This window comes from Myxococcus xanthus, assembly GCF_013116825.1.
GTDB classification, from domain to species: Bacteria; Myxococcota; Myxococcia; order Myxococcales; family Myxococcaceae; genus Myxococcus; species Myxococcus xanthus_B.
Genome location: NZ_JABFNS010000019.1, coordinates 40,706 through 66,473, shown reverse-complemented (window position 1 = coordinate 66,473; position 25,768 = coordinate 40,706). Strand labels below are relative to the sequence as shown.

Below are 25,768 nucleotides of genomic sequence, written 5' to 3'. Positions count from 1 at the left end.
CACCATGAAGCTTCCTCTCATGGCCGCAGCGGCGGCGCTGGCCTTCTGGGGTTGTTCGAGCGACTCGGCGAACACGCGCGCGGATGACAGCGCCATCGGTGGTTCGGGCACGGAGACGACGGCGCCCGAATCCGTGGACACGTCTTCTGAGTGGGATGACCGCAGCGCCGGTGAGGCCGCGGACGTGACGAAAAACGAGCGCCGGGACAGGCAGGACGCGCCCACCGTCTACGACGGCGAGGCCACCGGTGGCAGTGGCCCCGGCATGGGCGCGGGCACCTCGGTGACGACGCCGGAGGGCGAGAAGTACGACGTGCAGGACGGCCCGCTCCTGGGTGGCCAGCAGCGTGAGGAAGCCCGCAAGGATGGCGTGGGCGGCTCCGGCGACATCCAGCGTGAGCCGGTGGGCGGCAAGTCCGACGTCGAGGAGCTCGACGCCAGCGACGTGCAGACGCGGGAAGTGGAAGCCGACGAGGTTGAAGTCGATGGCAGCCGTTGACGCGGCGTGAAGGTCGCACGTCGCCCGCTGACGCCAGGCGGGGGCGCGTGTACCGACGGTCCGCAGTGGCACCCACACGCGGATGCAGTCACCTGCTTCGTCTCGCGCCATGGACAGGTAGAGTCGGGGGACGATGACTGGCGCCCCCCTCTTCGCTCTCCTCGCCCTGGTGTCCACGCAGTACGACGGCAGCTCCACCGTGGAGGAGGTCTCTTCGGAGGAGGTCTCCTCGACATCGCGGAGGGAAGGTGCCCCCGTCTCCGCCGCGCGGCTGGATGAGCCCGCGCCTCCGGGCAGTACCCGCACGGGCGGCGTGGGCTTCGGCTTCAGCGGTCAGTTGGAGGTCGGTGGCCTGAGCCTTCCCTCAGGGCCTCGCGGCGGGGGGCAGGACTTCTTCGCGCGCATCTACCCCTCGTTGGGGCTGACGCACGGGGAGACCTTCGTGCTGCGGCTGGGGGCGAACCTGCGGCTGCGGGTCGTGGACGAAGCGCCCACGACCACGGAGGACTACAGCGGCGGCATTCGCCGTGAGGACTGGGATGAGCTGAGTGACCTCGGGCAGGTGGTGCGCATGCTGCGCATCGGCCAGGAGGGTCGCCCCTTCTTCCTCCGCGTCGAGCCCTTCTCCGAAGAGACGCTGGGCCGCGGCTACCTCGTGGGCCGCTACAGCAACGCGCTGGCGCCGGACTATCACCCCGCGGGTGGCTCGCTCACCTTCGTGAAGGGCGCGGTTCGCGCGGAGATTCTGGCCAGTGACGTGCTCGCCGCGCGCATCTTCGCGGGCGAGGCGCTGCTGGACATCGGCCGCATGGCCAGCGACGACGCCAATCGTTTCGACCGCTACCTCATCCGGCTGTCCGCGGCGCATGACGCGGGCCGCGCGGGCGGCACTTCGCCCGACCTCACCCTCGCGTCCGTGGGCGGAGACGTTGCCCTGTACAAGGGGGAGCGCCTGCGCGCGTGGGCCCTGCTGGGCGGCGGCGCGCGCTTCACGCGGGCCTACACGCCGGCCTTCGGCGGATTGCTGGGCGTGGCCTTGGAAGGACAGATGGCCAGTGGCACGCAGGTGAGCGTGACGCTCCAGGGCCGCAAGCAGGGGGGCCGCTTCCGCTTCGGCATGTTCGGCCCCGACTATGAGCTGGGCCGCTTCTCCGGTGTCGGTCTGTCGGAGACGCCCATCGCGGACGAGGTGCTTCCGTCGGGCTTCGCTGGCTACGTGGAGTTGAGCGTCGCGAAGGGGAATCCCAACGAGCTGCTCCTGCTGGGCAGCGTGGCGGCGCAGTACTTCGGCTTTGGCAGGACGGACACGGATGTGTCCGCTGGCTTTGAGCTGCCGGGCGGCAGGACGCGGGCGCTGGCGCGCGTGGTGCTGACGGGCCTGGGAGACCGGCCGCGCTACTCGGCGGGCGTGGAACTGCGCCAGCGCATCCTCAACCACGTCTATGCCTGGGGCTCTGGCGGAACCGTTCATTTCCCACAGCCGGACGGCACGCTCGTGCGAGGTGTCACCGCGGGCGCCGGCGTCGGCGTGGACTTTCAGCGCTGAACGGCGGTGACTCGAGCGGCGAGTGGGCCTTCAGGGGCCTGCCGCCGCTGTCTTTTTGCCCGGCTTGACTACGGTTGTAGTCAGTCGTACCTTCCTCGTGACTACAGTTGTCGTCACGGGGCGGTCCATGAAGAAGCCGGTGGGAGAGCAGGAGCTGTTGGTGCTGCGGTACGTGGCCGAACACGGTCCGGCGACCGTGGGCGAAGTGGCCGAGCGCTTCGGCGAGGCGCAGGGGCTGGCGCGCTCCACCATCCTCACCGTCATGGAGCGACTGCGGCTCAAGGGCTACCTGACGCGGCGCAAGGTGGAGGGCGTGTTCCAGTACGCCTCGCCCGTGCCGGCGTCGGAGCTGCTGCGGGACGTGGTGGGGGACTTCGTGCAGCGCTCGCTGTCGGGCTCGCTGTCGCCGTTCGCCGCGTACCTGTCCGAGGCGGAGGGCGTGTCCGACGAGGACCTGGCGCAGCTCCAGGACGTCGTGGCGCGGCTGCGCTCGAAGAAGCGGAAGGGATAGCGACATGGGCACGGACTGGCTGTCGCACGTAGGGACGTGGGCGTCGTCGGGTCTGTGGCGGGCGTCGTGGCAGGGGGCGCTTTGCGCCGTGCTGGTGTGGGCGGTGGCGAGGGCGTGGCCGAAGCTGCCTGCGTCGCTGCGCGCGGGGCTCTGGTGGCTGGTGGCGTTGAAGTTCGTGGTGGCGCTGGGGTGGCTGCCCTCCCTCGCGTTGCCGGTGCTGCCCGCGTCGGTGGCCGCTGACGTGGCGCGGGTGGAGTCCTGGTGGGGCGGGAGTTCCGCGCGGGAGATGGTGCCTCGTGTCTCGGAGCCCGTGGTGACGGACGCTCAGCGACACGTGTCTCCGGGGGAGGGCTTTGACTCCGAGAGGTCCGTGGCCGAAGCAGCCACACACGGGCCCGTGCTCTCTCCGCAGCGGGATGGCTCATCGTGGGAGCGCACGGGCTTCGCGACGTCCGGGGCGGAGGCCTCGCGGCGTGGCGCCCTTCAGCCCGGTGCTGTCGATGCGGGCACGGTGGCCGAGCCTGGTGCTCCCTTTCCGTGGGGCCGCGCCATGGTGGGGCTGCTTCTGGCGGTGTGGGGGGCCGGCGTGCTGTGGCAGGTGTATGGCCATGTGAAGGGCGGGCTCGCGGTGCGTCGCCTTCGCAAGTCCGCACGCCCGTTGATTCACGCCGGATTGGAGGCGGAGGTGCGGGCGCTGTCCGCTGCCGCGGGACTGCGGCGCGTGCCGGGACTCCTTGTCTCCGAATCGGTGGCCAGCCCGCTGGCCACGGGACTGCTGTCTCCCGTCGTGGTGCTGCCCGGGAGGGCGGTGCGACGGTTGCCCGTGACGGCCCTGCGCATGGCGTTGGCGCACGAGCTGGCGCACCTGCGTCGCGGTGACTTGTGGCTCGGCTGGGTGCCGGCGCTGGCGGAGTCGCTCTTCTTCTTCCATCCGCTCGCGCGGCGGGCGGCTCGCGAGTACGCGCTGGCCCGTGAGGAGGCGTGTGATGCCGAGGCCATCCGGCTCACGGATGCGGAGCTCGCGGACTACGGCGAGCTGATTCTCGCCTTTGGAATCGCCAGAACTCCCGGCACGGCTGCTGCGCTGGGGGCGTCCTCTCACGTTGACGCGTTGCACAGGAGGTTGAGCATGCTGGAGCACGTCGATGCCGTCCCCCCTCGAATCCGGCGCCTGTTGAGGGTGGCGCTCTCCGCCATGGGTGTTGCCGCGCTGGTGCCCTTCCAGGTCGTCGCACGGGAAGCGGGTGGTGCACCTCGCCTGGCGCCCGAGTCGGCGGCGTCTGGACAGAGTGGCACCGCGTCGTCGAAGCCTGCGTCCACCGCGGCCCAGAACGCGCCAACACCGAGCACACAATCCGTGTCCCCCGTTGCCAAGAGCGCGCCGTCACCGAGTGCTCGGCCCTCGACGGCACCCGCATCCGCGCCGAAGGCCCGGCCCGCCCCCGCTGCGCCCCCGTCGGACGCACAGGCTGAGCGCACCGTCATCAAGCAGGGCGTGGTCGTGTCGTACTCCACGGGCGTGACGACCTCCGAGCCCGCTCCGGTGCCGCCCGCTCCGGTGCCGCCAGTCCCGCCCAGCGTTGCCTTGTCGCCATCCGTTCCCAGAACGCCGCCGGCGCCTTCTGCTCCGCGTCTCGCTGTCGTCACGCAGCGGCACATCGTGGGGGGCACGCCGCACATCGCGACCGTTCCGCCGACTCCTCCGTCGCCACCCTCGCCACCCGCGCCGCCCTCGCCGCCCGCGCCCGGCGACCCGGACCGCGGTTACGTGCTGCTGACGGGCGGTATGGCGATGATGAACGGCAGCACGGTCGACCTGGAGCTGGCGCGCACCTTCAAGCAGAAGGACAAGGAACTCCTGTTCGTCCGCCGCAAGGGCGAGGCGTTCATCATCCGCGACGCGGCCACGCTGAAGTCCATTCGCGAAGCGCACTCCGTCACCCGCGAGCTGGGCGAGGCGCAACGCGCGCTGGGAGAGAAGCAGGGCGCTCTGGGGCAGCAGCAGGCGGTGCTCGGTCAGAAGCAGGTCGCCCTGGGCCACGAGCAGGGCGGGCTGGGACGCAAGCTGGGTGACCTGGCCTACAGGCAGTCCGGGCTCCATCTGGAGGAGTCGCGTCTGGACGCCCTGCCCGAAGCCGAGCGCGAGCGCCGCCGCTCCGAGCTGAAGAAGCAGGACCGCGAACTGGAAGAGGAGATGAAGGCCCTGGAGACGAAGATGGCGGGCCTGGCCGAGAAGCAGTCCATCCTGAGCAAGGAGCAGCACCTGCTCAGCGAGAAGCAGCACGCCCTGCACCTGGAGCAGTTCAAGTTGAGCGAGCAGCACCAGTCCCGCGCGAAGGAAGCGGAGGCGAAGGTGCAGGACCTCATCGACGAGGCGCTGCGCAAGGGCTTGGGCCAGCCGATGCCCACCTGAGACACCCGGGGGGCTCGAGGGGCTGGGGAGCGCGTCATCCATGCGCTCCCTAGGGTGGGTCCTCGATACCTCCCGCCGGAATGGCGGCCGCGCCCCCGCACTTCGAGGCGAAGGCGGATGCCGCTGCGAGTATGGGCGGGGCTCGGTCCCGCGGGCGCGGACGGCACGGGCAAGTGGCTCCGTGAACTGCCGGGACTCGACACCCCGTGGTAGATGCTGATGCATGGCTTCGACGCATGCTCAGGAAGGGGGTCGCCTCCTTCAAATGGGACAGACCCAGGACGCGGTGAAGAGCTTCCAGAAGGGGCTCTCCATTGATCCGAATGACGTGGAGTGCCTCCTGGGCCTGGTCCGTGTGCACCTGAGCACCGGCGCGGCGGCGGATGCGGAGGCCGCCGTGCTCCGCCTGCTGAAGGCGAAGCCGGACCACACGGAGGGGCAGGCGCACCTCGCCATGCTGCGCGCCCAGGCGGGCAACCCGGAGGCGCTGGAGTCCCTCAAGGCGCTGGCCGCCGCGCCCACCGCGGGCTACTTCGAGCGCTTCAACCTGGGCTCGCTGCTGTTCGAGCGCGGGGACCTGTCGGGGGCGCGCGCCGCCTTCGAATCCGTGCTCCAGATTTCCCCCGGCAGCACCCACGTTCATTTCGAGCTGGGGCGCATCCGCCTTCAGCAGAACGAGCCGGATGGCGCGGTGTCGCACTTCCTGCGGGCCGCCGAGGGCGCGCCACAGGAGGCCATGCCGCTGCTGATGCTGTCGCGGGCCCATGCCGCGTGCGGCCAGTTGGGGCTGGCCATCCAGGCCGCCACGCAGGCGCTGGAGAAGGCGCGGGGTGGGCTCCAGCGCGCGGTGCTGGAGGACCTCTTCAGGCTGTACCTGTCCGCCGGCAGCTCGGATGGCGCCAAGCGCGTGGCGCAGGAGTTGCGCGAGCTGGACCCTTCCAGCATCACCTATCTCTACCTGCTCGGCCTGGCGACGATGAGCGCTGGCGCCTTCGCCGAGGCCAAGGACGTCTTCGCGGAGGTGCTCCGGCAGGCGCCCGGGAGCTGGCAGGCCCAGCACGCGCTGGCGCAGATGCACCTGGCCCTGGGCGAGCGCGCCGAGGCGGTGAAGCTGCTGGAGGCGGCCGTGGCCACGGTGCCGACGGACCCCGGTCCCACCAACGACCTCGCGGTGGTGCTGATGCAGGACAACGGGCACTCGCGGGTCGCGGCGTTGCTGGCGCCCGTGCTGGGCGCGCACCCGAATGACGCGGGCACGCACCTCAACATGGCCCTGGGGACCTTCCCCGCGGACAAGGAGCTCTCAGCGCGCCACGCGAAGCAGGCGCTGGCGCTGGGCGCCGAGGACGTGCGCGCGCAGGCCGAGCAGCTGTTGAAGCAGCTCGGCGCCTGACGCGCCGGCGGGAGGGCGTCAGCCTTCCTCGTGCGGCTCGCAGTACAGGCGCGGGAGGATGGGTTCTCGCGCGACGTTGACGGGCAGGCCCATGCGCCCGCGCGAGCCCCTGGCCGCCTGGAACAGCGTGCCGAGGGGGCGGCGTCGTGCGTGACAACCCGGAGCTGAACAAGACGCTGGCCGTCCCGGTCGCGCTCGGCCGTGTGGGTCAGCCCGATGACATCGGGGATGCGGTCGCCATGCTGCTGTCGCCGGAGCGCGCGTGGGTGGCGGGCCAGCGCATCGCGGCCTCGGGCAGGATGATGCTCTGACGGCGCGCGCTCCAGCGTCCTTGGGCAAGGCTGGAGCGCTGAAGGCCCGTGCTCAGCGCTTCAGGCGGAGGATGACGTCCTTGTCCGGGCCGCAGTCGCCGCGTCCGTCGCAGTTGCTGGTGGTGACGTAGAGGTGGCCATCCGGCCCCATGATGACCTCGCGCAGCCGGCCGTGGGTGTTGCGCAGGTACACTTCGTGCCTGGCCACGCGGCTCGAGTCCGGCGCGAACTCCACGCGCTGGAGGTGGCGTGAGCCCAGCGTGCCGATGAGCAGCGAGCCCTTCCATTCGGGGATGGTCGTTCCGGTGTAGATGGCGGCGCCGCCTGGGGGCATGGCGTCCTTGTAGGTGATGGACGGTGTGATTTGCCCCTCGCGCGTCTCGCACGAATAGATGCCGGGCCATCCCAGGTTGTCACCGCGGCGGGCGACGCTGACCTCGTCGTGCCCCCGGCGCAGCGTCTCGCCGCTGGGGCCGTGGTCCGCGATGTACAGCGTGGAGGCGTCGCGCCAGTCGAAGGCCTGGAGGTTGCGGATGCCGGTGAGGAACGCGGGCGAGCCAGGGATGGGGTTGTCCTGGGGCACCGCTCCCTCCGGCGTGAGGCGCAGCAGCTTCCCGGCCGGGTCGTTCGCGTTCTGCGAGCGGTCCGGGTCTCTCGCGTCACCCGTGCCCGCGTACAACATGCCATCCGGGCCGAAGCGCAGGCGCCCACCGTCGTGATACGTGGCGGAGGCGATGCCGCCGAAGATGACGCGCTCGTGCGTCGCCGTGGTGTGGTCCTCCGACAGCGTCCACCGCTCGATGCGGTTCTCCTCGGTGCCGCCCGCGTCCGTGGTGACGTAGATGTAGAACTGGCGGTTGCTCGCGAAGTCCGGGTGGGCCGCGATGCCGAGCAGGCCGCCCTCCGCGGCGTCCGCGACGGGCACCGTCGCCACGGGCCGCGGCTGGAGGACGCCGTCCTTGAGCAGGCGGATGCGGCCCGGGCGCTCGGTGACGAGCGCGTCACCTCCGGGGAGCCACGCGATGCCCCACGGCGTCTCCAGGCCCCGCGCTACCACCTCGACGTTGAAGGGCACGGTGCCGTCGGCGCCCCAGCCCTTCTTTACGAGGATGCAGTCCTGGGCAGACGCGGTGCCTTGCGCCTGGCTCTTGCGGCAGGCGGAGGCGGACAGGGCGAGCACCACGAGAGCGGGGAGGAGCGTCAAAGAGGCGCGCATGAGCGCATTAATGTCCGCGCCCGCGGGGATGCGCCAGCCTCCCGGGCACGGAGCGTCCAGGGACGGACGCGCGTGCCGGGCTGCTTGCCCAAGGCCTGAGGGCAGGCCCGGTGTCAGTGGTCCGCGTAGCGTTTCTCGCCGGCCTCCACACGCGTGGCGAGCCGGTTGCCGCGCGGAGGCAGCGGGCAGGTGGCGAACTTCGTGAATGCGCAGGGCGGATTGTAGGCCTGGTTGAAGTCGAGCACGACGCGTCCGTCGGTGGGCATGTCCGCGGAGAGGAAGCGGCCCGAGCCGTAGGTCGCGTCGCGGTTGGTCTCATCCGCGAAGATGATGAAGAGCTTGCCCGAGCCGTCCTCCACGGGCGTCAGCCGGTGCTCCTTGCCCGCCACCGTGAACACGAGCGTGCCGGGGGCCTTCATCTCGTCGATGGTCCCCAGCACGTTGGGGACCTGGAGCATCCGAGGCGTCTGTGCGGGCTCGAAGCGCGCCTCGACGCGCCAGTCGTTGCTCGCCGGGTACGTGGGGATGCCCTGGAACTGCTTGCGCGCCGCCGCGCCGGAGTCCCTCACGCGGACGCCCAGCTTGTCGCCTCGGAGGATGAGCTGGAAGCTGACGTTGCCGAGCTTGAGCACGTCCGGCGTGCCCTTCTCGTCCGACTGGAGCGCGCCGCCCGTGAAGGGCTGGCCGTCGCGGGTGAAAGTGACGCCGGGCGCGGGCTGGAAGCGCGCGGTGTTTCCCTGCCGCGTGAAGGTGCCCAGCTTCGCGGGTGTTCCCGCGGGGAAGTCCAGGTCGCTCTCGGGAGCGGAGCCCGCTGTCTGCTCGCCCTCCTTGAGCCAGAACAGGCCCACGAGGGTGAGCCAGCCGTCCTCCGCCTGGAGTCGCTGGAGGCGCTGCTCGTGCCAGGCGCGGGTGGACGTCTGCAAGTCATCGGTGGTGGGCGCGGTGGTCTGGGACATGTTCTGAGGGGCTGGCGAGGCTTGGAGGGCGAGAGACAGGGCCAGGGCGATGGGCGTCATGTCGGGGCCTCGGGGGTGGGAAGCCCCTGTCTAACAGGGCGGCGGGCCAGGCGCAGGGCTCCGCACAGGGGCCATGGTTGCAGGGGACCGGGCTCCGTGCGAAGGCGGACGCTGCCCGTGCACCTCGACCTTCAGCCCGCCCCGCCAGCCGGTGCCTTCCGCAAGCTCGCCCTGGGGACATGGCGTTCGCCAGGAGATCCCAGCGCCTATGCGGCGGTGGAGGTGCGCATGGAGCGAGCGGTGGCCTTCCTCGAAGCCTTCCGCGCCCGGACGGGACAGCGCCTCACGGTGACGCACCTGGTGGCCAAGGCCGCCGCGGATGCGCTGCGCCGCCATCCCGAAGCGAATGTTCTGATGCGCTGGAATCGCCCCTGGCGGCGCAAGGCGGTCGGCGTCTGCGTGTTGGTGGTGCAGCCCGCGGAGACGGGGCGCGCGGACCTGACGACGGCCACGGTGCATCGCGCGGACTCGCTGTCGCTGGGGGCTTTCGCGGAGACGATGGCCGCGCGCATCGCAGCGGTCCGAGCGCGCCGGGATGCCGTCATCGAGCGTGGCAAGCGGCGCTCCTCGCTCATCCCTGGCTTCCTGATGGGATGGGCGCTGCGGATGTTGTCCTTCGTCTGGTTCACGTTGAACGTGGACCTGCGCTGGGTGGGCATGCCGTGGGACCCGTTCGGCTCGGTGGCGGTGACGAGCCTGGGCTCGTTGGGGCTGGAACGGGGCTATGTGGCCCTGGTGCCGTACACGCGCGTGCCCCTCCTGCTGGCGCCGGGCGCGGTGCGGACGGAGCCCGTGGTGGATGCGGGCGCGCTGGTGCCTGGGCAGGTGATGACGCTCACTTGCACCTGGGACGCCCGGCTCATCGGCGTGGAGGACGTCGCGCGTGTCTTGCGCGACATCGGCGCCGCGCTGGAGGCGCCGGAGGGGACGTGGGGCTCGGCTTCGCCAGATGGGGGCAGGGCTGCGAGCGGTGCGGAGGTGGGGTAGCATCGGGCCGCTGCTTCGAAAGGGGCCTTCATGTCCGTGGATACGAACCGCCGTGTCATTGCTTCGCGCCCCGTGGGGCGCGCGCTCGGTGGGCAGGACCGCTTCGAGAAGGAGGCGCTGGAAGGGCCCGCCGAGGGAGGCCTCGCGCTGGCGCGGCGGCAGCGGATGGCGGGCGGGACGCTGCGGGCGGGGGAGGAGAGCCCGTTCGCCGCGAAGCTGCGGAAGCTCGCGGGCGGCGCTTCGGATGACGAGCGTTGAATCCGCTTGAGCCTCACGCCGCGTGAGGCCGTACCCATCTCATCACGCCACACTGCCGTGGCGGGATGAGGTGTGAATCATGTTCGAGAAGCACTACACGCCGGCGCAGCTCCATCAGTTGAAGGCCCGCCGCGAGGCCCTGGGGGAGGAAGCCATCCGCCAGGTCGAGGCCGAGTGGCCCCAACTCATCGCTCGCGTCCGCGCGGAGATGGACCAGGGCACGGACCCCACGAGCGAGCCGGTGCGCTCGCTGGCCATGCGCTGGCGGGAGCTGTTGAAGGCGTTCACGGGGGGCGACCCTGGCATCGAAGGGGCGCTGAATGCGACGCATCAGCAGGAGCCCGAGGTCGCGTCGAAGCATGGGTTGGACCCCTCGCTCTTCGCTTACATCGGCAAGGCGATGGCCAGTCTGGAGCAGCAGGCGTAGCCGTGGTGAGTCGTCTTCGCTGGATTCAGTCACGGCGCTCCAGGCGCGTCCCTGGGGCCCTGTGTCACCGAACGCGAGGCGTGGATGCCATGAAGGTCTATCTGGATGACGAACGGGCCACTCCCTACGGCTGGGTGCGTGTGTGGTGGCCCGAAGAAGCGATTGCGCTGCTGGCATCCGGGCAGGTGACGGAGTTGAGTCTGGACCACGACCTGGGCGACGACACGCATGGCACCGGATACGACGTCTTGCTGTGGCTGGAAGAGGCCGTGGCGACCCGTGGCTTCGTGCCGCCACGGGTCCAGGTGCATTCGGCGAACAGCTCCGCGCGACAGAAGATGATGCTGGCCATCGCCCGCATCGAGCGCTTCGTCCAGGATGGGCAGGCTGGTTGAGCTCGTCCCCAGGTGAAGGGTGGGGCTTCAGCGCCTGCGGCCGGGATAGGCCCGAATCTGCGTGGCGTAGGTGTCACCATCCGCGATGTAGTTGAACGCGGCTTGCACGGGCGTGCCCTCGGAGAGTTGCTGCGGTGAGACGCGCTTGCCGTTGGCGCTGATGCGGGTGGTGTTGGTCACAAAGAGGTTGAAGGTGTCTCCGGACTCGGCGTCGCGGACCACGACGTGGTCCTTTCCGACGGAGGCCACCCGCCCTTGCATGACGACGCTGGCCAGCACCGTGGTCCCCGTGTCCGCGTCAGACGCCGTGGCCTGTGTCCCTGAGCCGCCCGTCCCCGTACCCTCGCGCCGCAATGTGTTCACCTCGGCTTCGAGCCGCTGGACCTGGTCGCGAAGCCGCGCGACCTCTTGCTCGAGGTTCTCGTGCCCCGCGCCGCTGGCTGCCTGAGTCTCTGCTGCGCCGCCGCTGACCGCGCCGCCCGTGGGCGCGCCAGCCGGTGATTCACGGCCATCAGTCGAACTGCCCTGCCTCGTCGCAGGGGGCTGGGTTCCCATCGTGTTGCTGCCGGCCGCGCCGTCCGTCGCGGAGCCGGTCGTCATGCCACTGCCGCCGGTCGCCGTACCGCCGACATCGGAGCTGGAGTCTGTCGACATGCCACTGCCGCCCGTCGCCGTACCGCCGACATCGGAGCTGGAGTCTGTCGACATGCCGCTGCCTCCGGCTGCCGTACTGCTGCCTTCAGAGGCGGGGCCTGCCGATATGCCGCTGCCTCCGGCTGCCGTACTGCTGCCTTCAGATGCGGGGGCTGCCGACATGCCGCTGCCGCCGACCGCCGTACTGCTGCCTTCAGAAGCGGAGCCTACTGACATGTTGCTGCCGCCGGCCGCCGTACTGCTGCCTTCAGAGGCGGAGCCTGCCGACATGTTGCTGCCGCCGGCCGCCGTACTGCTACCTTCAGAGGCGGAGCCTGCCGACATGTCACTGCCGCCGGAGTTCGCACCTGCCGTGTTCGTGCCTCCGCCAGTCGTGCCCGTTCCTGCGGTGCCGCTCAATCCCGACCCACCTGTGCCGGCCGTGCCCGTGGAAGGAACGTTCATTCCAGTTCCCCAGGTGCCGCCGTCGGCGTTCGCGGGTGCCTCGGGTTCCCAGCTGCCGCCGATACCCGGCTGGGGGGCGTACCCGCGTGTCGCGCCTGCGGGTGGTGCGGCGACGGGCTCCGCGCCGGTGTTGGTCTCAATCGTGTCCATCGAGTTTCTTTCCGAACCGTCAGGAGCCAACTGCGGCGGAGGCGAGAAGTTGCCTGGGTCGTAGGCGTCCTGTGGCTGGACGACGCCCGGCGTTCCGCCGGACGCCGCGCCTCCGGCCGAGCCACCGCTTGCTGGCTGGGCGAGACCGGCCGATGACGTGAGAAGGCTGAAGGTCAGGGCGGCATGGGTGATGGCGCGTCGCATGGTCGGTTCCTTTCCCTTTGCCTCGCAAAGGTGAGGTCCGGGAGCGAGGCGGCAAGCACGGGAACAGGCGAACAGCCAAGAGGATGGCCGAATGTTGGGAGCGGTGGCGTCAGGAAGCCACTGTCGAGTCCGCCCTACGGGCCTCTCAGCGCCGGGGACATGACGGCTCACGAGCGGGGGAGCTCAGTGCCGGTGGCGACGTGCGCGCTGCTTCCGCTTCAGCCGCACTGACGACGCCTGCGTCGGACAGGTGCCCCAGCAGCCTGTCTCGCCGCTGTCGAACTCGGTTTGGAGCGCAGCCGACGTCGCGAGGGTTCTCGGCAATGGCGAGGAGCAGCGCTGCGTCTGTCGCATCAAGCCGTACCCACTCCTTGCGCAGCAGCACGGGCGCGGCGGCATGTGCGCCGATAAGGTCACGACCCAACCAGAGGTGCCTCGCTTCGAAAGCGAGCAACTCCTCCGCGGTCCAGGTTCGGGTGAGCCAGATGGTCAGGGCAAGTGTTTCAAAAACGCGTATCCGCCTTTCGCCAGTCCCGTCCTGAAGGCGTGACCATGTGTGAGCCACACTGCCGGCAAGCCTGAACCCGTGAGGCATCGTGCCGCGCATTCCTCCTGCCGCGGGGCGACTCAGCGTGACCTTCATCAGGGTGAAGAGGAGGGTGGTCGGCCAGACCGGTTGCACGCGAAGCGCCGGCGTGTGTTCGCTCTGCGCCCACCGCACCTGATTCCAGGATGCTGGGGGCGACGGGCCCTCCATCTTCTGGGGAAGGGAGGGTACCCGCGCGAGCATGGCCTGATAGACGCACTCCACAGTGGCCAGCGGCACCACAAGCCCGAGGCTCAACAGCCACATCATCACCTTGAAAGCCCGTTTCCAGCGCATGGCCCAGGCGCATGAGCAACCTTCAGGCCAGCGATGCCACCCGTGAGCACCGCTGCCTTTGTCCTGGCCGCATTCACATGGGGACTCCGGCGCCCAAACGAATGAGCGCGTGGCGAGCCCGGCCCTGGACGGGCTTCAGAGCTTGCTGTTCGGAAATGTCGGGACATTTCGCCGCTCGGCTGTCTCAACCGGTGAACGCACCAGTCAGGATGCGCTGAAGGCGAGCGCATCCGGGAGAGGTGCCCGGTGGAGAGTCGAGGCAAGCTCGGCAGGATGAGTGGAGAGGACTGGCTGGAGGTGCAGCGTGCGGTGGCCGCCGGGCAGACGCAGGAGGCGGCAGCGCGGGCGGTCGGGGTGAATGAGCGCACGCTGCAGCGCCTGTTGCGGCGTGCGGGCGGCATCCGGCGGCCGCCGCGCGTGCGCTCTGCCTTGCGTTTGAGCGTGGCCGAGCGCGAGGAGGTGTCTCGTGGCGTGCAGGCGGAAGAGTCCATGCGCGCCATCGCGCGGCGGCTGGGGCGCGCCCCGTCCACCATCAGCCGCGAGGTGAAGCGTGCCGGCAAGGGACGCGAGGGCTACCGGGCGTGGGTGGGCGAGGCCGCGGCCGTGCGGGCGGCGCGCCGGCCCAAGCGGACGAAGCTGTTGGCCCAGCCCCAGCTGCGCCAGGAGGTGGAGCGGCGGCTGCTGAAGTGCTGGAGTCCCCAGCAGATTGCCGCCACGCTCAAGCGCGACTTTGCGCACCAGCCCCAGATGCACGTCTCCCACGAAACCATTTACCGCAGCCTCTACGTGCAGACGCGGGGCAGCCTGCGCAAGGAGCTCGCCGCGAGCCTGCGCACGGGCCGCCCCCAGCGCCGGCCCCGAGGCCGCGCCAGCGTCCTGTCCGGCCAGCTACCGGGCCGGGTGATGCTCAGTGAGCGCCCGCCTGACGCCGAAAGCCGTGCCAGGCCACTGGGAGGGCGATTTGCTGATGGGCAAGCAGGGTAAGAGCGCCATCGGCACGCTGGTGGAGCGCCGTAGCCGCTACGTCATGCTGTTGCACCTGCCCGAGGGGCGTACCGCCCCCCACGTGCGCGAGGCTCTCACCCAGCAGATTGGCCAGCTGCCGCAGGCCCTGCGCCGCAGCCTCACCTGGGACCAGGGAAAGGAGATGGCCGAGCACGCGCGCTTCACCATCGACACCGACGTCCAAGTCTATTTCTGCGACCCCCACAGCCCGTGGCAACGCGGCAGCAACGAGAACACCAACGGACTACTGCGCCAGTACTTCCCCAAGGGCCTGGACTTGAGCGGCCTGTCGCGCGCCCAACTCGACGCCGTCGCCCATCAACTCAACACCCGCCCCCGCCAGACACTCGACTGGCGTACCCCCGCAGAGGTATTCGCTCAAAGTGTTGCGATGACCGGCTGAGACCGCCCTCAAAAGTCCCGACATTTCCGAACAGCAGCCGGCACCCTCGGCCGGAGGAGGTCTGCCTCAGAAGGCGTAGCGAACCCCGAGGCGGAGCTGTCGTGGCGTCTGGTACTGCAAGGGCAGCAACGTCTCCTCACGGAGAACAGCTTGTGCATTGAGCACATTGAACGCGTCGATGCTCAGCGTCACGATGTGCTGGTCGGAAGTGCCGTAGCGCGCGCTCAGCTGGGCATCGATGGTGTGTACCCACGGCGTCCGCGAGTTGCCCGCTTCGCGCGGTGCCCCAGCCGCGCCCAGGTAGGCGAGGCCCGCGTTGAGCGTGAGCTTCCGTGTGAGCGTGAACTCCTTGGATGCAAAGGCCTTGAAGACATGGGGCCGGTCCGATGCGAGCAATCGCGACTGTGACAGCGGCCGTCCGCCATCCGTGCCGAAGGGGCCTGTGTAGTTCCCTTGGAGCCGAGACCATGTGTAACGGAGCTGGGCCTGCCAGCCGTCCCAGAAGCTGCGGCCAAGCTCCACCGTGACGGCATCATAGGTGCGCGCTGCCTTCGGCAAGCTGGCAGCAGGGCCCGCGCCGGGATTGACGATGAGGAACCCGCCCGCACCGTCGTCCGCAAGGGTCGCGAGCGCATCATCCAGGCGGCGGCGCGTGTAGGTCACACCCGCCTTCGCGAACAGCGAGAGCTCATGCTCCGCGCCCGCGACAAACTCGGAAGACGACGTCGGGCCGAGCCGCGAAGCGATGCGCGCGTCCGGCGTGAGCAACCCCAGGGGAACCATCCCCTGATACTTCGCGGCGTGCGCGAACAGCCTCATCCGGCCGTTCCCACCGGGGTCGAAGGCGAGCCCGACTCGTGGGGAGAGCTGGTGATGCGTCATGTTCCCACGCACGTCCGCATCGAGGAACTGCGCGTCGTAGCGAAGACCTCCATTCAGCGTGAGCCGGTCGTTCAAGGTCCATCGGTCCTGCACGAACCCGCTCAAGCTGCTGCTGGTGATGTCGGCGACCTGCGATGGGCGTTGGACGACATGTTCGAGCTCCAGTCCCGTTGCCAGCGCATGGTGTCCCAGGCCCTTCAGCCAATAGGAAGCCTGCGTCTTCGCCTGGAATCGGTCCGTGTCGATGCTCGCAGGGCCAGCAGGCGACAGCCGGGTGACATCGTGGCCCAGCCAACTCGCCTTGGCATCGAGCGTGACGCGCCCGTCGAGGACCATGGCGTTGTAGGCGAGCACGGTCATGACCGTGTCGCTGTCCACCGCCCACGGAGCCTGCGCGCCTTCCATCCCCCGCATCAACGCGGGAGCGGTGACAACCGTCAGCGATGTCCAATGTCTGTGTTTGAGGGCATACGTCAACCTGGCCAGTGCCTGGAGGCTGCGCTGGTCCATGAAGCCGGCATCCTGTTCGACGCGGCTGAGCGCGGGGACGATGCCCGCGAAGAACCAGAGCCGGTCCTTGAGCAGCGGTCCGCCCAGTGTCCCGCCGAAATCCCCCAGGTGACGGAGCGCGCCGTCCGAGGAGAAGGCGGGATGGGGGCCTGTCGCGGACCTCCATGCCCCTTCCAGCGCGCCCGGTGCCCAGTTCGCGAAGACCTCACCCTGCAGCTCATTGGAGACGGCCACTGGCTTCAGGTCGATGATGCCACCCGTGGTACGTCCGTACTCCGGCATGTATCCGCCGGTGAGCACGCTGATGTCGCTGACCAGTTCCTGGCTCAGCGGGAGCAGGTTGCGGCCCGTGGTCGGGTCGCGAGTCGAAAGCCCATCCAGCAGGTATTCGTTTTCAAAGGGCGTGGCACCGCTGAAGGACCGTCCGTCCACGCTGTCCTCCGTGCCGGGGACCCACTCCGCGAGGCTGTCCGAGGTGCGCATGGCGCCAGCCCACTTCGTTGGGCGGCTGGCCGGAACGCGCGAGACGTCCTCTCGCCACTGGATGAACCGAAGTGTCGAGCTGCTCGTGTCGACAGTCGGGCCTCCGCAGAACAATCCAACGGCCTCTCCTGGCTCCGTCGGCTGGAGCTCGACGTTGACGCGTAAGGCGCGCCCTTCACTGACGGAGAGGGGGAGGGAGGAGGGCTCGAACAGCTCGCGTTCAAAGCGGAGCGTGTAGTCGCCCGGGGGCAGGTCGGGAATCCGATACCTTCCGTCGGGTTGGCTCACGGCAACGCGCTCAGCCTCGCCCGACGCGGACGGGCTCGCTGTCACGACGACGTCCGCGACGGGCTGCCGGGACTGGGCATCGATGACCGTGCCCAGAATGGCACTCCGTGGATTCTCCGCCGCACCGGCCGTCAGCAGCGCGGCCAGGGCGACTCCCACGATTCGCGGCGCCTTCTCCCCCACCATGCGTGCGTTGTCTCCCCTCCAGAACAGCATGGCACGGCCACCCTTCGGTCCCGTTCTGTGCTGTCGTGGGGAAACGAACTGGGACGTGGCGCCGGGCCGCTGTTGACACCACCACCCGGCAAGGTCAGGAACACCGCCGCGAGGAGCCGCCGTGAGTGGACGCGAGAGTCCGGTGTCAGGAGGCAAGGCGGCGCGCGCTTCCGCGAAGGAGGCTCGCCTGCGCCGAGCCGGCCCATGGCCGCTCACCGTGGCCACCGCCGCCGCGCTCGGGTTGCTCGTCTACGTCGCCACCACCAGCCTGCCCTACCTCATCTCCGCGCCCACCTCGGATCCGCACTTCGGCGCGCTGAACCACTGTCTCGCCCGTCTCCTGCAACGCCCCCTGCTGGGCTGGGCCGTCTCGCCGGATGCATCGCGTGCCGCCGTCTACGGCGCCCAGGCCATGGCGGTCTGCACCCTGCCGGAGGGCTCCCGGCGGCTCCCCCTGGCGGGCGTACGCGCCGTCACCTTCGACCGGGAGAATCGCCTCTGGTGGTCGCAGGCCGGACAGCTCTGGCGCGACGACGGGGCCGAGCCCATGCGCATGGGCGACTTCTCCCCCGTATCACTCGTCAGCCACGGGGCCGGGGTGCTGGCGCTCGACGCGGAGGGGCAGCTCGTCTCGGTGGCGCCTGACGGAGCGGTGCTGGGACAGGTGCCGGTATCCGGGGCGGAAGCACGGCTGTCCGTGGGCGCGGAGGGCACCTTCGCCGCCGTGCTCGACGAGGCCTCGCTCCGATTCTACGAAGCGCGAACCCTCACTCCACTCCCCGTGGAGTTGCCGTGTGAAGCAGCGGATTTGTGGTGGCTCGAGCGCCCCGAGCGCGTCCTGATCGCCTGCGCCCAGGGGGCCGAGCAGGCTTTCGCGGTGGATCTCCAGACCGCCCGGTACGAGCCGGCGCAGCGCCCGCCAGGAGCGCCTGCCCGGAGGCTCCTCGGGCGGCCCCTCTATGTGCACGGCTGCGACGGATTTCCGTGCACGGCCCCTGCCCCCTGAGATGTTGGTAGGAGGTGCGGCGCCGGGTGCCTTTCACGGGCGGTCCGGGCCTCCGAACCGCTGCGTTCATTGGCGAACGTTCAGGGTTCCGCGGGGCCTGCATTGAATCGACAAGCCCGCGAACTCCCTGGAGATTCGCCCCAGCCCGGGCGCCGCTCAGCGCAGCCAGCAGCGTTCATCCCGATCAGAGGTTTCTCGCGTGGACGACACCAAGGTTCCCCAGTCTCCTTCCAACGGCCGTAAGCGTGCCTCCGCGCGCAAGCCTTCGGGGAACGGCACTTCCCGACCGGAGGCGCCCACCCGCGAGGTGGCCCCTTCCGAGCACCCCGCGGCCAACCGCTTGCGCGGTGACCGAGGACGAACCCGCTCCACCTCTCCAGCGGACCTCGAAGTGGGGGCGCCGAAGCCCGCCCGCCGCAACGGCCGGGGCCGTGGCGCTCGCGCGTCCACCCCGCGTGGCCAGGGACGCGGCGGCCATCCGCTGCAGCCCCTGCTCGCCGCTCTGCGCTCGGTGCACGGCGGAGACTTCTCCGTGCGGCTCCCTGGCGGCGACGCCGACCCGGTGATGGAGGAGATCGCCAGTGCCTTCAACGCCGTGGTGTCGCTCAACGCCACCCTGACGCAGGAAGTGGTCCGCGTGGAGCGCGTGGTCGGCCGCGAGGGCCGCATGGGCGAGCGCGTGTCGCTGGGCGACGTGCGCGGCGACTGGGCCCACAGCATCAACTCCATCAATTCGCTCATCGGCGACCTGGTGCAGCCCACCACGGAGGTGGCGCGCGTGCTGGTGGCCGTGGCGCAGGGCGACCTCACCCAGAAGATGGCGTTGGAGATTGATGGCCAGCCCGTCAAGGGCGAGTTCCTCCGAATCGGCACCACCGTCAACGCGATGCTGGACCAGCTCAACTCGTTCGCCGCCGAGGTGACGCGCGTGGCGCGCGAGGTGGGCAGCGACGGCAAGCTGGGCGGTCAGGCCGAAGTGCGCGGCGTGTCCGGCGTGTGGAAGGACCTCACGGACAACGTGAACCTGATGGCCAACAACCTCACGGCCCAGGTGCGCAACATCGCCGAGGTGTCCACGGCGGTGGCCAACGGCGACCTGTCCAAGAAAATCACCGTGGACGCGCGCGGCGAGGTCTTCGAGCTCAAGAGCACCATCAACACCATGGTGGACCAGCTCAACGGCTTCGCCTCCGAGGTGACGCGCGTGGCGCGTGAAGTCGGCACCGAGGGCAAGCTGGGCGGTCAGGCCGCGGTGCCCGGCGTGTCCGGCACCTGGAAGGACCTCACGGACAACGTGAACTTCATGGCCTCCAACCTCACCACGCAGGTGCGGGGCATCGTGAAGGTGGTGACGGCCGTCGCCAACGGCGACCTCACCCAGAAGCTGATGGTGCCGTCGCAAGGGGAGATTGCCGCGCTGGGCGCCACGCTCAACGCGATGACGGACACCCTCAACGTCTTCGCGCAGCAGGTGACCAGCGTCGCGCGCACGGTGGGTGTGGAAGGCAAGCTGGGCGCCCAGGCCCAGGTGCCCGGCGCCGCCGGGACGTGGAAGGACCTCACGGACAACGTGAACCTGATGGCCAACAACCTCACGGCCCAGGTGCGCAACATCGGCGAGGTGACGACGGCCGTCGCCAAGGGCGACCTGTCCAAGAAAATCACCGTCGACGTGCGCGGCGAGGTGCTGGAGCTCAAGGACACCATCAACACCATGGTGGACCAGCTCCGCGCCTTCGCCTCCGAGGTGACGCGCGTGGCCCGCGAGGTGGGCACCGACGGCAAGCTGGGCGGTCAGGCCGACGTGAAGGGCGTGGGCGGCGTGTGGAAGGACCTCACGGACAACGTGAACTACATGGCCTCCAACCTCACCACGCAGGTGCGCAACATCGCGCTGGTGACGACGTCGGTGGCCAATGGCGACCTGTCCAAGAAGATTACGGTCGACGCGCGCGGCGAAATCCTGGAGCTGAAGAACACCATCAACACCATGGTGGACCAGCTCAACAGCTTCGCCTCCGAAGTGACGCGCGTGGCGCGCGAGGTCGGCACCCACGGCAAGCTGGGTGGCCAGGCCGAGGTGCGCGGTGTGTCCGGCACCTGGAAGGACCTCACGGACAACGTGAACGTCATGGCCGTGAACCTCACCACGCAGGTGCGCGGCATCGCCAAGGTGGTGACGGCGGTGGCCAACGGTGACCTCACCCAGCGCCTGAAGATGGAGGCCAAGGGCGAGGTGGCCGAGCTGGCCGACACCATCAACGCGATGACGCAGACGCTGTCCATCTTCGCGCAGCAGGTGACGGACGTGGCGCGCACGGTGGGCGTGGAGGGCAAGCTGGGCGCCCAGGCGGTGGTGCCGGGCGTGGCGGGCACGTGGAAGGACCTCACCAACAACGTGAACCTGCTCGCCAACAACCTCACCGACCAGGTCCGCAACATCGCCGAAGTCACCACGGCCGTGGCCAAGGGTGACCTGTCTCGCAAGATTACCGTCGACGCCAAGGGCGAGGTGCTGGAACTGAAGAGCACCATCAACACGATGGTGGACCAGCTCAACAGCTTCGCCGCCGAGGTGACGCGCGTCGCGAAGGAAGTCGGCACCGAAGGGAAGCTGGGCGGTCAAGCCGAAGTGCGCGGCGTGTCCGGCGTGTGGAAGGACCTCACGGACAACGTGAACTTCATGGCCGTCAACCTCACCACGCAGGTGCGCGGCATCGTGCGCGTGGTGACGGCGGTGGCCAACGGTGACCTGAACCAGAAGCTGACGATGGATGCCAAGGGCGAGATTGCCGCGCTCGCGGACACCATCAACGCGATGACGCAGACGCTGTCCATCTTCGCGCAGCAGGTGACGGACGTGGCGCGCACGGTGGGCGTGGAAGGCAAGCTGGGCGCTCAGGCGGAAGTGCCGGGCGTGGCGGGCACCTGGAAGGACCTCACCAACAACGTGAACCTGCTCGCCAACAACCTCACGGCGCAGGTGCGAAACATCGCCGAAGTCACCACTGCGGTGGCCAACGGCGACTTGTCCAAGAAAATCACGGTCGACGCCAAGGGCGAGGTGCTGGAACTCAAGAGCACCATCAACACCATGGTGGACCAGCTGCGCGCCTTCGCCGCCGAGGTGACGCGCGTCGCGAAGGAAGTCGGCACCGAGGGCAAGCTGGGCGGTCAGGCCGACGTGAAGGACCTGTCCGGCGTCTGGAAGGACCTCACGGACAACGTGAACGTGCTGGCCGGAAACCTCACGGACCAGGTGCGAAACATCGCCAAGGTGACCACCGCGGTGGCCAACGGCGACCTGTCGCAGAAAATCACCGTCTCCGTGAAGGGCGAGGTGCTGGAGCTCAAGAACACCATCAACACCATGGTGGACCAGCTCCGCGCCTTCGCCTCCGAGGTGACGCGCGTCGCGAAGGAGGTCGGTACCGAAGGCAAGCTGGGCGGTCAGGCCGCGGTGCCCGGCGTCGCCGGCACCTGGAAGGACCTCACGGACAACGTGAACGTGCTGGCCGGAAACCTCACGGACCAGGTGCGAAACATCGCCAAGGTGACCACCGCGGTGGCCAACGGCGACCTGTCACAGAAAATCTCCGTGGAGGCCCGGGGCGAAATCCTGGAGCTCAAGAGCACCATCAACACCATGGTGGACCAGCTCCGCGCCTTCGCCGCCGAGGTGACGCGCGTCGCGAAGGAAGTGGGGACGGACGGCAAGCTGGGCGGCCAGGCCGCGGTGCCCGGGGTCGCCGGCACCTGGAAGGACCTCACGGACAACGTGAACAGCATGGCCTCCAACCTCACCGCGCAGGTGCGGAACATCGCGCTGGTGACCACGGCGGTGGCCAATGGCGACTTGTCCAAGAAGATTACCGTCGACGCCAAGGGCGAAATCCTGGAGCTGAAGGACACCATCAACATCATGGTGGACCAGCTCAACAGCTTCTCCGCGGAGGTGACGCGCGTCGCTCGCGAGGTCGGCACCGAGGGCAAGCTGGGCGGTCAGGCCGAAGTGCGCGGCGTGTCCGGCGTGTGGAAGGACCTCACGGACAACGTGAACTTCATGGCCCGCAACCTCACCACGCAGGTGCGCGGCATCGTCAAGGTGGTGACGGCCGTCGCCAACGGCGACTTGAAGCAGAAGCTGGCCGTGGAGGCGAAGGGCGAGGTCGCCGCGCTGGCGGAGACCATCAACAACATGACGGACACGCTGGGCACCTTCGCCGAGCAGGTGTCCACGGTGGCCCGCGAGGTGGGCGTCGAAGGGAAGCTGGGCGGCCAGGCCCGTGTGCCCGGGGTCGCGGGGACGTGGAAGGACCTCACGGACAACGTGAACTTCATGGCCTCCAACCTCACGACGCAGGTGCGCGGCATCGTCAAAGTCGTGACGGCGGTCGCCAACGGCGACCTGACGCAGAAGCTGGCCGTGGAGGCGAAGGGCGAGGTGGCCGCGCTGGCAGAGACCATCAACAACATGACGGACACGCTGGGCACCTTCGCCGACCAGGTGACGACGGTGGCCCGCGAGGTGGGTATCGAAGGGAAGCTGGGCGGTCAGGCCCGCGTGCCCGGTGCGCGCGGCACGTGGCGGCAGCTGACCGACAACGTGAACCAGCTGGCCGGCACGTTGACGAGCCAGCTGCGCGCCATCTCCGACGTGGCCACCGCGGTGACGAAGGGTGACCTCACGCGCAGCATCACCGTCGTGGCCGAGGGCGAGGTCGCCGCGCTGAAGGACAACATCAACCAGATGATCGTCAACCTGCGTGAGACGACGCAGAAGAACCAGGAGCAGGACTGGCTCAAGACGAACCTGGCGAAGTTCAGCGGCATGATGCAGGGCCAGAAGAGCCTGGACGCCGTCAGCCGCCTCATCATGAGCGAGCTGACGCCGCTGGTCTCCGCGCACCATGGCGCCTTCTTCCTGGTGGACGGCGCCGAGGCGGGCGCGCCGCTGCTCAAGCTCACCAGCACCTACGCGTACCGGGAGCGCAAGCACATCGCCAACCGGTTCCGCTTCGGTGAGGGACTGGTCGGCCAGTGCGCCCTGGAGCGGAAGACCATCCTGCTCACGCATGTGCCGGAGGACTACATCACCATCTCCTCCGGGCTGGGCGAGGCCGCGCCGCTCAACATCATCGTCCTGCCCGTCCTCTTCGAGGGCGAGGTGAAGGCCGTCATCGAGCTGGCCTCCTTCCACGCGTTCAGCGCCATCCACCAGATCTTCCTGGATCAGCTCACGGAGACCATTGGCGTGGTGCTGAACATGATCATCGCCAACATGCGCACGGAGCAGCTGCTGCTCCAGTCGCAGGACCTGACGCAGGAGCTCCAGAGCCAGTCCAAGGAGCTGACGCAGCAGCAGGAGGCCCTCAAGCGCAGCAACATCGAGCTGGAGGAGAAGGCGACGCTGCTGGAGGAGCAGAACCGCCGCGTCGAGGAGAAGAACAACGAGGTGGAGCGCGCCCGCGTCAGCCTGGAGGAGAAGGCCGAGCAGCTCACCGTCATCTCCAAGTACAAGAGCGAGTTCCTGGCCAACATGAGCCACGAGCTGCGCACGCCGCTCAACTCGCTGCTCATCCTGGCCAAGCTGCTGTCGGACAACAAGGACGGCAACCTCAGCACCAAGCAGGTGGAGTACGCGAACACCATCTACGCCTCCGGCGGCGACCTGCTCAGCCTCATCAACGAAATCCTCGACCTGTCCAAGGTGGAGGCCGGGAAGATGCAGGTGGAGCCGCGGGACATCATCCTCACCGAGCTCAATCAGTTCATCGAGCGCAGCTTCCTCCCTGTCGCGGAGCAGAAGGGCCTGTCCTTCACCGTGGAGGTGGGGCCCGGCGCGCCGCGCCACATCCGCACCGACCCGCAGCGGCTCCAGCAGGTGCTGAAGAACCTGCTGTCCAACGCCTTCAAGTTCACCGACGAGGGCAGTGTCCAACTGAAGGTGAAGCTGGCCGAGGTCGGCACGCACTTCGACCACGAGGTCCTGCGGCGCTCGCGGTACGTGCTCGGCTTCTCGGTGTCGGACACGGGCATTGGCATCGCGCGGGACAAGCAGCGCCTCATCTTCGAGGCGTTCCAGCAGGCGGACGGCTCCACCGCGCGCAAGTACGGCGGCACGGGCCTGGGCCTGTCCATCAGCCGCGAAATCGCCAAGCTGTTGGGCGGCGAAATCCAGGTGACCAGCGAGCCCGGCCGCGGCAGCACCTTCACCCTCTACCTGCCGCCCGAGTACATCAGTCCGGAGGAAGAGGGCCTGCCGTCCATTCCGTCCTCGTACGAGCCTCCGCCCCGGCTGCCGCCTCCTCCGGCGCCGGAGTCGCCGCGCGCGGAGCCTCCTCCCGCGCCGCTGGTGGCGGACAGCGGCCACGTGCTGGACGCGGCATTGCCGCCGCCCATCGAGTCGCTGCTGACGCCCGTCGCCGTGGAGGATGACCGCGACCACATCCGCGAAGGGGACCGCGTCCTGCTGCTCATCGAGGACGACGTGAAGTTCGCCCGCATCATGGTGCAGATGGCGCGGGAGAAGGGCTTCAAGGCCCTGGTGGCCACGCGCGGCGACACCGGCCTGTCCATGGCCAACGAGTTCCAGCCGCACGCCATCACCCTGGACATCCAGCTCCCCGTGGTGGACGGCTGGAGCGTGCTGGACCGGCTCAAGCGCAACCCGCGCACGCGCCACATCCCCGTGCACGTCATCAGCGTCATGGACAAGAACCAGGGCAACTCGCAGGGCGCCTTCGGTTACCTCACCAAGCCCGTCAGCAAGGAGGGCCTGGAGCGGGTGTTCAACCAGCTGGCCAGCTTCCTGGAGCGCAAGGAGCGCCGGCTGCTGCTGGTGGAGGACGACGACGTCCAGCGCGACAGCCTGGTGAAGCTGCTCAGCGAAGGCGGCGATGTCGAGGTGACGGCCGTGGCCACGGGCGAGGAGGTGCTCCAGAGCCTGGAGACGGGCGAGTTCGACTGCGTCGTCATCGACCTGATGCTGCCCGACACCGACGGCATCCGGCTGGTGGAGGAGGTCAAGACGCAGAACCGCTTCCGCGACCTGCCCATCGTCATCTACACCGGCAAGGAGCTGACGCCCAAGGACGAGGCCCGGCTGCGCCGCTACACCGGCAGTGTCATCCTCAAGAGCGGGACGAAGAGTCCGGAGCAACTGCTCAGCGACACGGCGCTGTTCCTCCACCGGTTGGACCAGAACCTGCCGCCTCGCGCCCGCGCCGCCCTGGCTCAGCGCAACGAGAAGGACACGGAGCTGTCCGCCAAGAAGGTCCTGGTGGTGGATGACGACATGCGCAACATCTTCGCGCTCACCAGCGTGCTGGAGAACCACGGCATGCAGGTGGTGTTCGCGGAGAACGGGCGCGCGGCCATCGAGATGCTCGAACAGCACCGCGACGTCGACATCGTCCTGATGGACGTGATGATGCCGGAGATGGACGGCTATGAGACCATGCGGGCCATCCGCAAGGACCTCAAGTACTCCAGCCTCCCCATCATCGCGGTGACGGCGAAGGCGCTGAAGGACGACCGGGAGAAGTGCATGGCGGCCGGCGCGAGCGATTACCTGCCCAAGCCGGTGGACACGGACAAGCTTCTGGAGCTCATCCGTCTGTGGGTGACGGCTTGATTCGCTGAGTGATGGTTACCGTACGGCGCCTC

The 25,768-nt window shown here is 69.1% G+C and carries 17 protein-coding genes and 1 pseudogene; 13 read left to right on the top strand and 5 right to left on the bottom strand.

Going from position 1 to position 25,768, the window contains the following annotated elements:
* The first annotated feature begins 4 nt into the window (after window positions 1–4).
* From HNV26_RS07945 to HNV26_RS07920, 6 genes are all read left to right on the top strand, one after another.
* Window positions 5–499, top strand: coding sequence for a hypothetical protein (locus HNV26_RS07945; RefSeq protein WP_171441470.1), 495 nt, complete (start codon window positions 5–7; stop codon window positions 497–499).
* Window positions 500–632: 133 nt separating this feature from the next.
* A complete protein-coding gene (locus HNV26_RS07940) occupies window positions 633–2,045 on the top strand; it encodes a hypothetical protein (protein ID WP_171441469.1) in 1,413 nt (470 codons plus the stop codon).
* A 127-nt stretch (window positions 2,046–2,172) separates the two neighbouring features.
* The gene (locus tag HNV26_RS07935) at window positions 2,173–2,556 is read left to right on the top strand and encodes a BlaI/MecI/CopY family transcriptional regulator (RefSeq protein WP_171441468.1); all 384 of its coding nucleotides are present in this window, start codon (window positions 2,173–2,175) and stop codon (window positions 2,554–2,556) included.
* A 4-nt stretch (window positions 2,557–2,560) separates the two neighbouring features.
* A complete protein-coding gene (locus tag HNV26_RS07930; protein WP_171441467.1) occupies window positions 2,561–4,969 on the top strand; it encodes a M56 family metallopeptidase in 2,409 nt (802 codons plus the stop codon).
* 223 nt (window positions 4,970–5,192) lie between these two features.
* Window positions 5,193–6,362: a tetratricopeptide repeat protein gene (locus HNV26_RS07925; protein WP_171441466.1), complete on the top strand. Its 1,170-nt coding sequence runs from the start codon at window positions 5,193–5,195 to the stop codon at window positions 6,360–6,362.
* Between the two features lie 146 nt (window positions 6,363–6,508).
* On the top strand, window positions 6,509–6,673 hold the full coding sequence (locus HNV26_RS07920; protein WP_366816811.1) for a hypothetical protein: 165 nt from the start codon (window positions 6,509–6,511) through the stop codon (window positions 6,671–6,673).
* A gap of 52 nt (window positions 6,674–6,725) precedes the next feature.
* On the opposite strand, the gene HNV26_RS07915 is transcribed toward HNV26_RS07920, so the two are convergent.
* Both HNV26_RS07915 and HNV26_RS07910 read right to left on the bottom strand, forming a co-directional pair.
* Window positions 6,726–7,889, bottom strand: a complete 1,164-nt coding sequence (locus HNV26_RS07915) for a PQQ-dependent sugar dehydrogenase (RefSeq protein WP_171441465.1) — start codon at window positions 7,887–7,889, stop codon at window positions 6,726–6,728.
* A gap of 113 nt (window positions 7,890–8,002) precedes the next feature.
* Entirely contained in the window at window positions 8,003–8,905 is a 903-nt protein-coding gene (locus HNV26_RS07910; protein WP_171441464.1) for a DUF1684 domain-containing protein, read from the bottom strand.
* A gap of 96 nt (window positions 8,906–9,001) precedes the next feature.
* Between HNV26_RS07910 and HNV26_RS07905 the strand changes: the two genes are divergently transcribed.
* The 4 genes from HNV26_RS07905 (at window position 9,002) to HNV26_RS07890 (ending at window position 10,972) form a co-directional block, all read left to right on the top strand.
* The gene (locus tag HNV26_RS07905; protein WP_366816810.1) at window positions 9,002–9,892 is read left to right on the top strand and encodes a 2-oxo acid dehydrogenase subunit E2; all 891 of its coding nucleotides are present in this window, start codon (window positions 9,002–9,004) and stop codon (window positions 9,890–9,892) included.
* 30 nt (window positions 9,893–9,922) lie between these two features.
* A complete protein-coding gene (locus HNV26_RS07900; protein ID WP_141588040.1) occupies window positions 9,923–10,150 on the top strand; it encodes a hypothetical protein in 228 nt (75 codons plus the stop codon).
* Between the two features lie 79 nt (window positions 10,151–10,229).
* Window positions 10,230–10,577: a TipAS antibiotic-recognition domain-containing protein gene (locus HNV26_RS07895; RefSeq protein WP_171441463.1), complete on the top strand. Its 348-nt coding sequence runs from the start codon at window positions 10,230–10,232 to the stop codon at window positions 10,575–10,577.
* An 89-nt stretch (window positions 10,578–10,666) separates the two neighbouring features.
* Entirely contained in the window at window positions 10,667–10,972 is a 306-nt protein-coding gene (locus tag HNV26_RS07890; RefSeq protein ID WP_171441462.1) for a cyclic-phosphate processing receiver domain-containing protein, read from the top strand.
* Between the two features lie 27 nt (window positions 10,973–10,999).
* Here HNV26_RS07890 and HNV26_RS07885 read toward each other — a convergent pair whose 3' ends face one another.
* Together HNV26_RS07885 and HNV26_RS07880 are read right to left on the bottom strand one after the other, a co-directional pair.
* Window positions 11,000–11,680 carry a bZIP transcription factor gene (locus HNV26_RS07885; protein ID WP_253816339.1) on the bottom strand — a complete coding sequence of 227 codons (681 nt, stop codon included), beginning with the start codon at window positions 11,678–11,680 and terminating at the stop codon, window positions 11,000–11,002.
* An 889-nt stretch (window positions 11,681–12,569) separates the two neighbouring features.
* Window positions 12,570–13,307 carry a transglycosylase domain-containing protein gene (locus tag HNV26_RS07880; RefSeq protein ID WP_253816338.1) on the bottom strand — a complete coding sequence of 246 codons (738 nt, stop codon included), beginning with the start codon at window positions 13,305–13,307 and terminating at the stop codon, window positions 12,570–12,572.
* Between the two features lie 273 nt (window positions 13,308–13,580).
* Between HNV26_RS07880 and HNV26_RS39220 the strand changes: the two are divergent.
* Window positions 13,581–14,715 (top strand): annotated as a pseudogene (locus HNV26_RS39220) (IS30 family transposase).
* 66 nt (window positions 14,716–14,781) lie between these two features.
* Here the strand turns inward: HNV26_RS39220 and HNV26_RS07870 are convergent.
* Entirely contained in the window at window positions 14,782–17,094 is a 2,313-nt protein-coding gene (locus tag HNV26_RS07870; RefSeq protein ID WP_253816336.1) for a TonB-dependent receptor, read from the bottom strand.
* Between the two features lie 121 nt (window positions 17,095–17,215).
* Here HNV26_RS07870 and HNV26_RS07865 point away from each other — a divergent pair, with 121 nt between their 5' ends.
* Window positions 17,216–18,100 (top strand): hypothetical protein, encoded by an 885-nt coding sequence (locus HNV26_RS07865; RefSeq protein ID WP_171441461.1) that lies wholly within the window; start codon window positions 17,216–17,218, stop codon window positions 18,098–18,100.
* A gap of 199 nt (window positions 18,101–18,299) precedes the next feature.
* The gene (locus HNV26_RS07860; protein ID WP_171441460.1) at window positions 18,300–25,736 is read left to right on the top strand and encodes a HAMP domain-containing protein; all 7,437 of its coding nucleotides are present in this window, start codon (window positions 18,300–18,302) and stop codon (window positions 25,734–25,736) included.
* The last annotated feature ends 32 nt before the right edge of the window (window positions 25,737–25,768 follow it).

Bases quoted from the DNA above. Each gene is read 5' to 3' on its own strand.
- HNV26_RS07945 (WP_171441470.1), top strand. From the start codon at position 5: ATGAAGCTTCCTCTCATGGCCGCAGCGGCGGCGCTGGCCTTCTGGGGT.
- HNV26_RS07940 (WP_171441469.1), top strand. From the start codon at position 633: ATGACTGGCGCCCCCCTCTTCGCTCTCCTCGCCCTGGTGTCCACGCAG.
- HNV26_RS07935 (WP_171441468.1), top strand. From the start codon at position 2,173: ATGAAGAAGCCGGTGGGAGAGCAGGAGCTGTTGGTGCTGCGGTACGTG.
- HNV26_RS07930 (WP_171441467.1), top strand. From the start codon at position 2,561: ATGGGCACGGACTGGCTGTCGCACGTAGGGACGTGGGCGTCGTCGGGT.
- HNV26_RS07925 (WP_171441466.1), top strand. From the start codon at position 5,193: ATGGCTTCGACGCATGCTCAGGAAGGGGGTCGCCTCCTTCAAATGGGA.
- HNV26_RS07915 (WP_171441465.1), bottom strand. From the start codon at position 7,889: ATGCGCGCCTCTTTGACGCTCCTCCCCGCTCTCGTGGTGCTCGCCCTG.
- HNV26_RS07910 (WP_171441464.1), bottom strand. From the start codon at position 8,905: ATGACGCCCATCGCCCTGGCCCTGTCTCTCGCCCTCCAAGCCTCGCCA.
- HNV26_RS07900 (WP_141588040.1), top strand. From the start codon at position 9,923: ATGTCCGTGGATACGAACCGCCGTGTCATTGCTTCGCGCCCCGTGGGG.
- HNV26_RS07895 (WP_171441463.1), top strand. From the start codon at position 10,230: ATGTTCGAGAAGCACTACACGCCGGCGCAGCTCCATCAGTTGAAGGCC.
- HNV26_RS07890 (WP_171441462.1), top strand. From the start codon at position 10,667: ATGAAGGTCTATCTGGATGACGAACGGGCCACTCCCTACGGCTGGGTG.
- HNV26_RS07885 (WP_253816339.1), bottom strand. From the start codon at position 11,680: ATGTCGACAGACTCCAGCTCCGATGTCGGCGGTACGGCGACGGGCGGC.
- HNV26_RS07880 (WP_253816338.1), bottom strand. From the start codon at position 13,307: ATGCGCTGGAAACGGGCTTTCAAGGTGATGATGTGGCTGTTGAGCCTC.
- HNV26_RS07870 (WP_253816336.1), bottom strand. From the start codon at position 17,094: ATGCTGTTCTGGAGGGGAGACAACGCACGCATGGTGGGGGAGAAGGCG.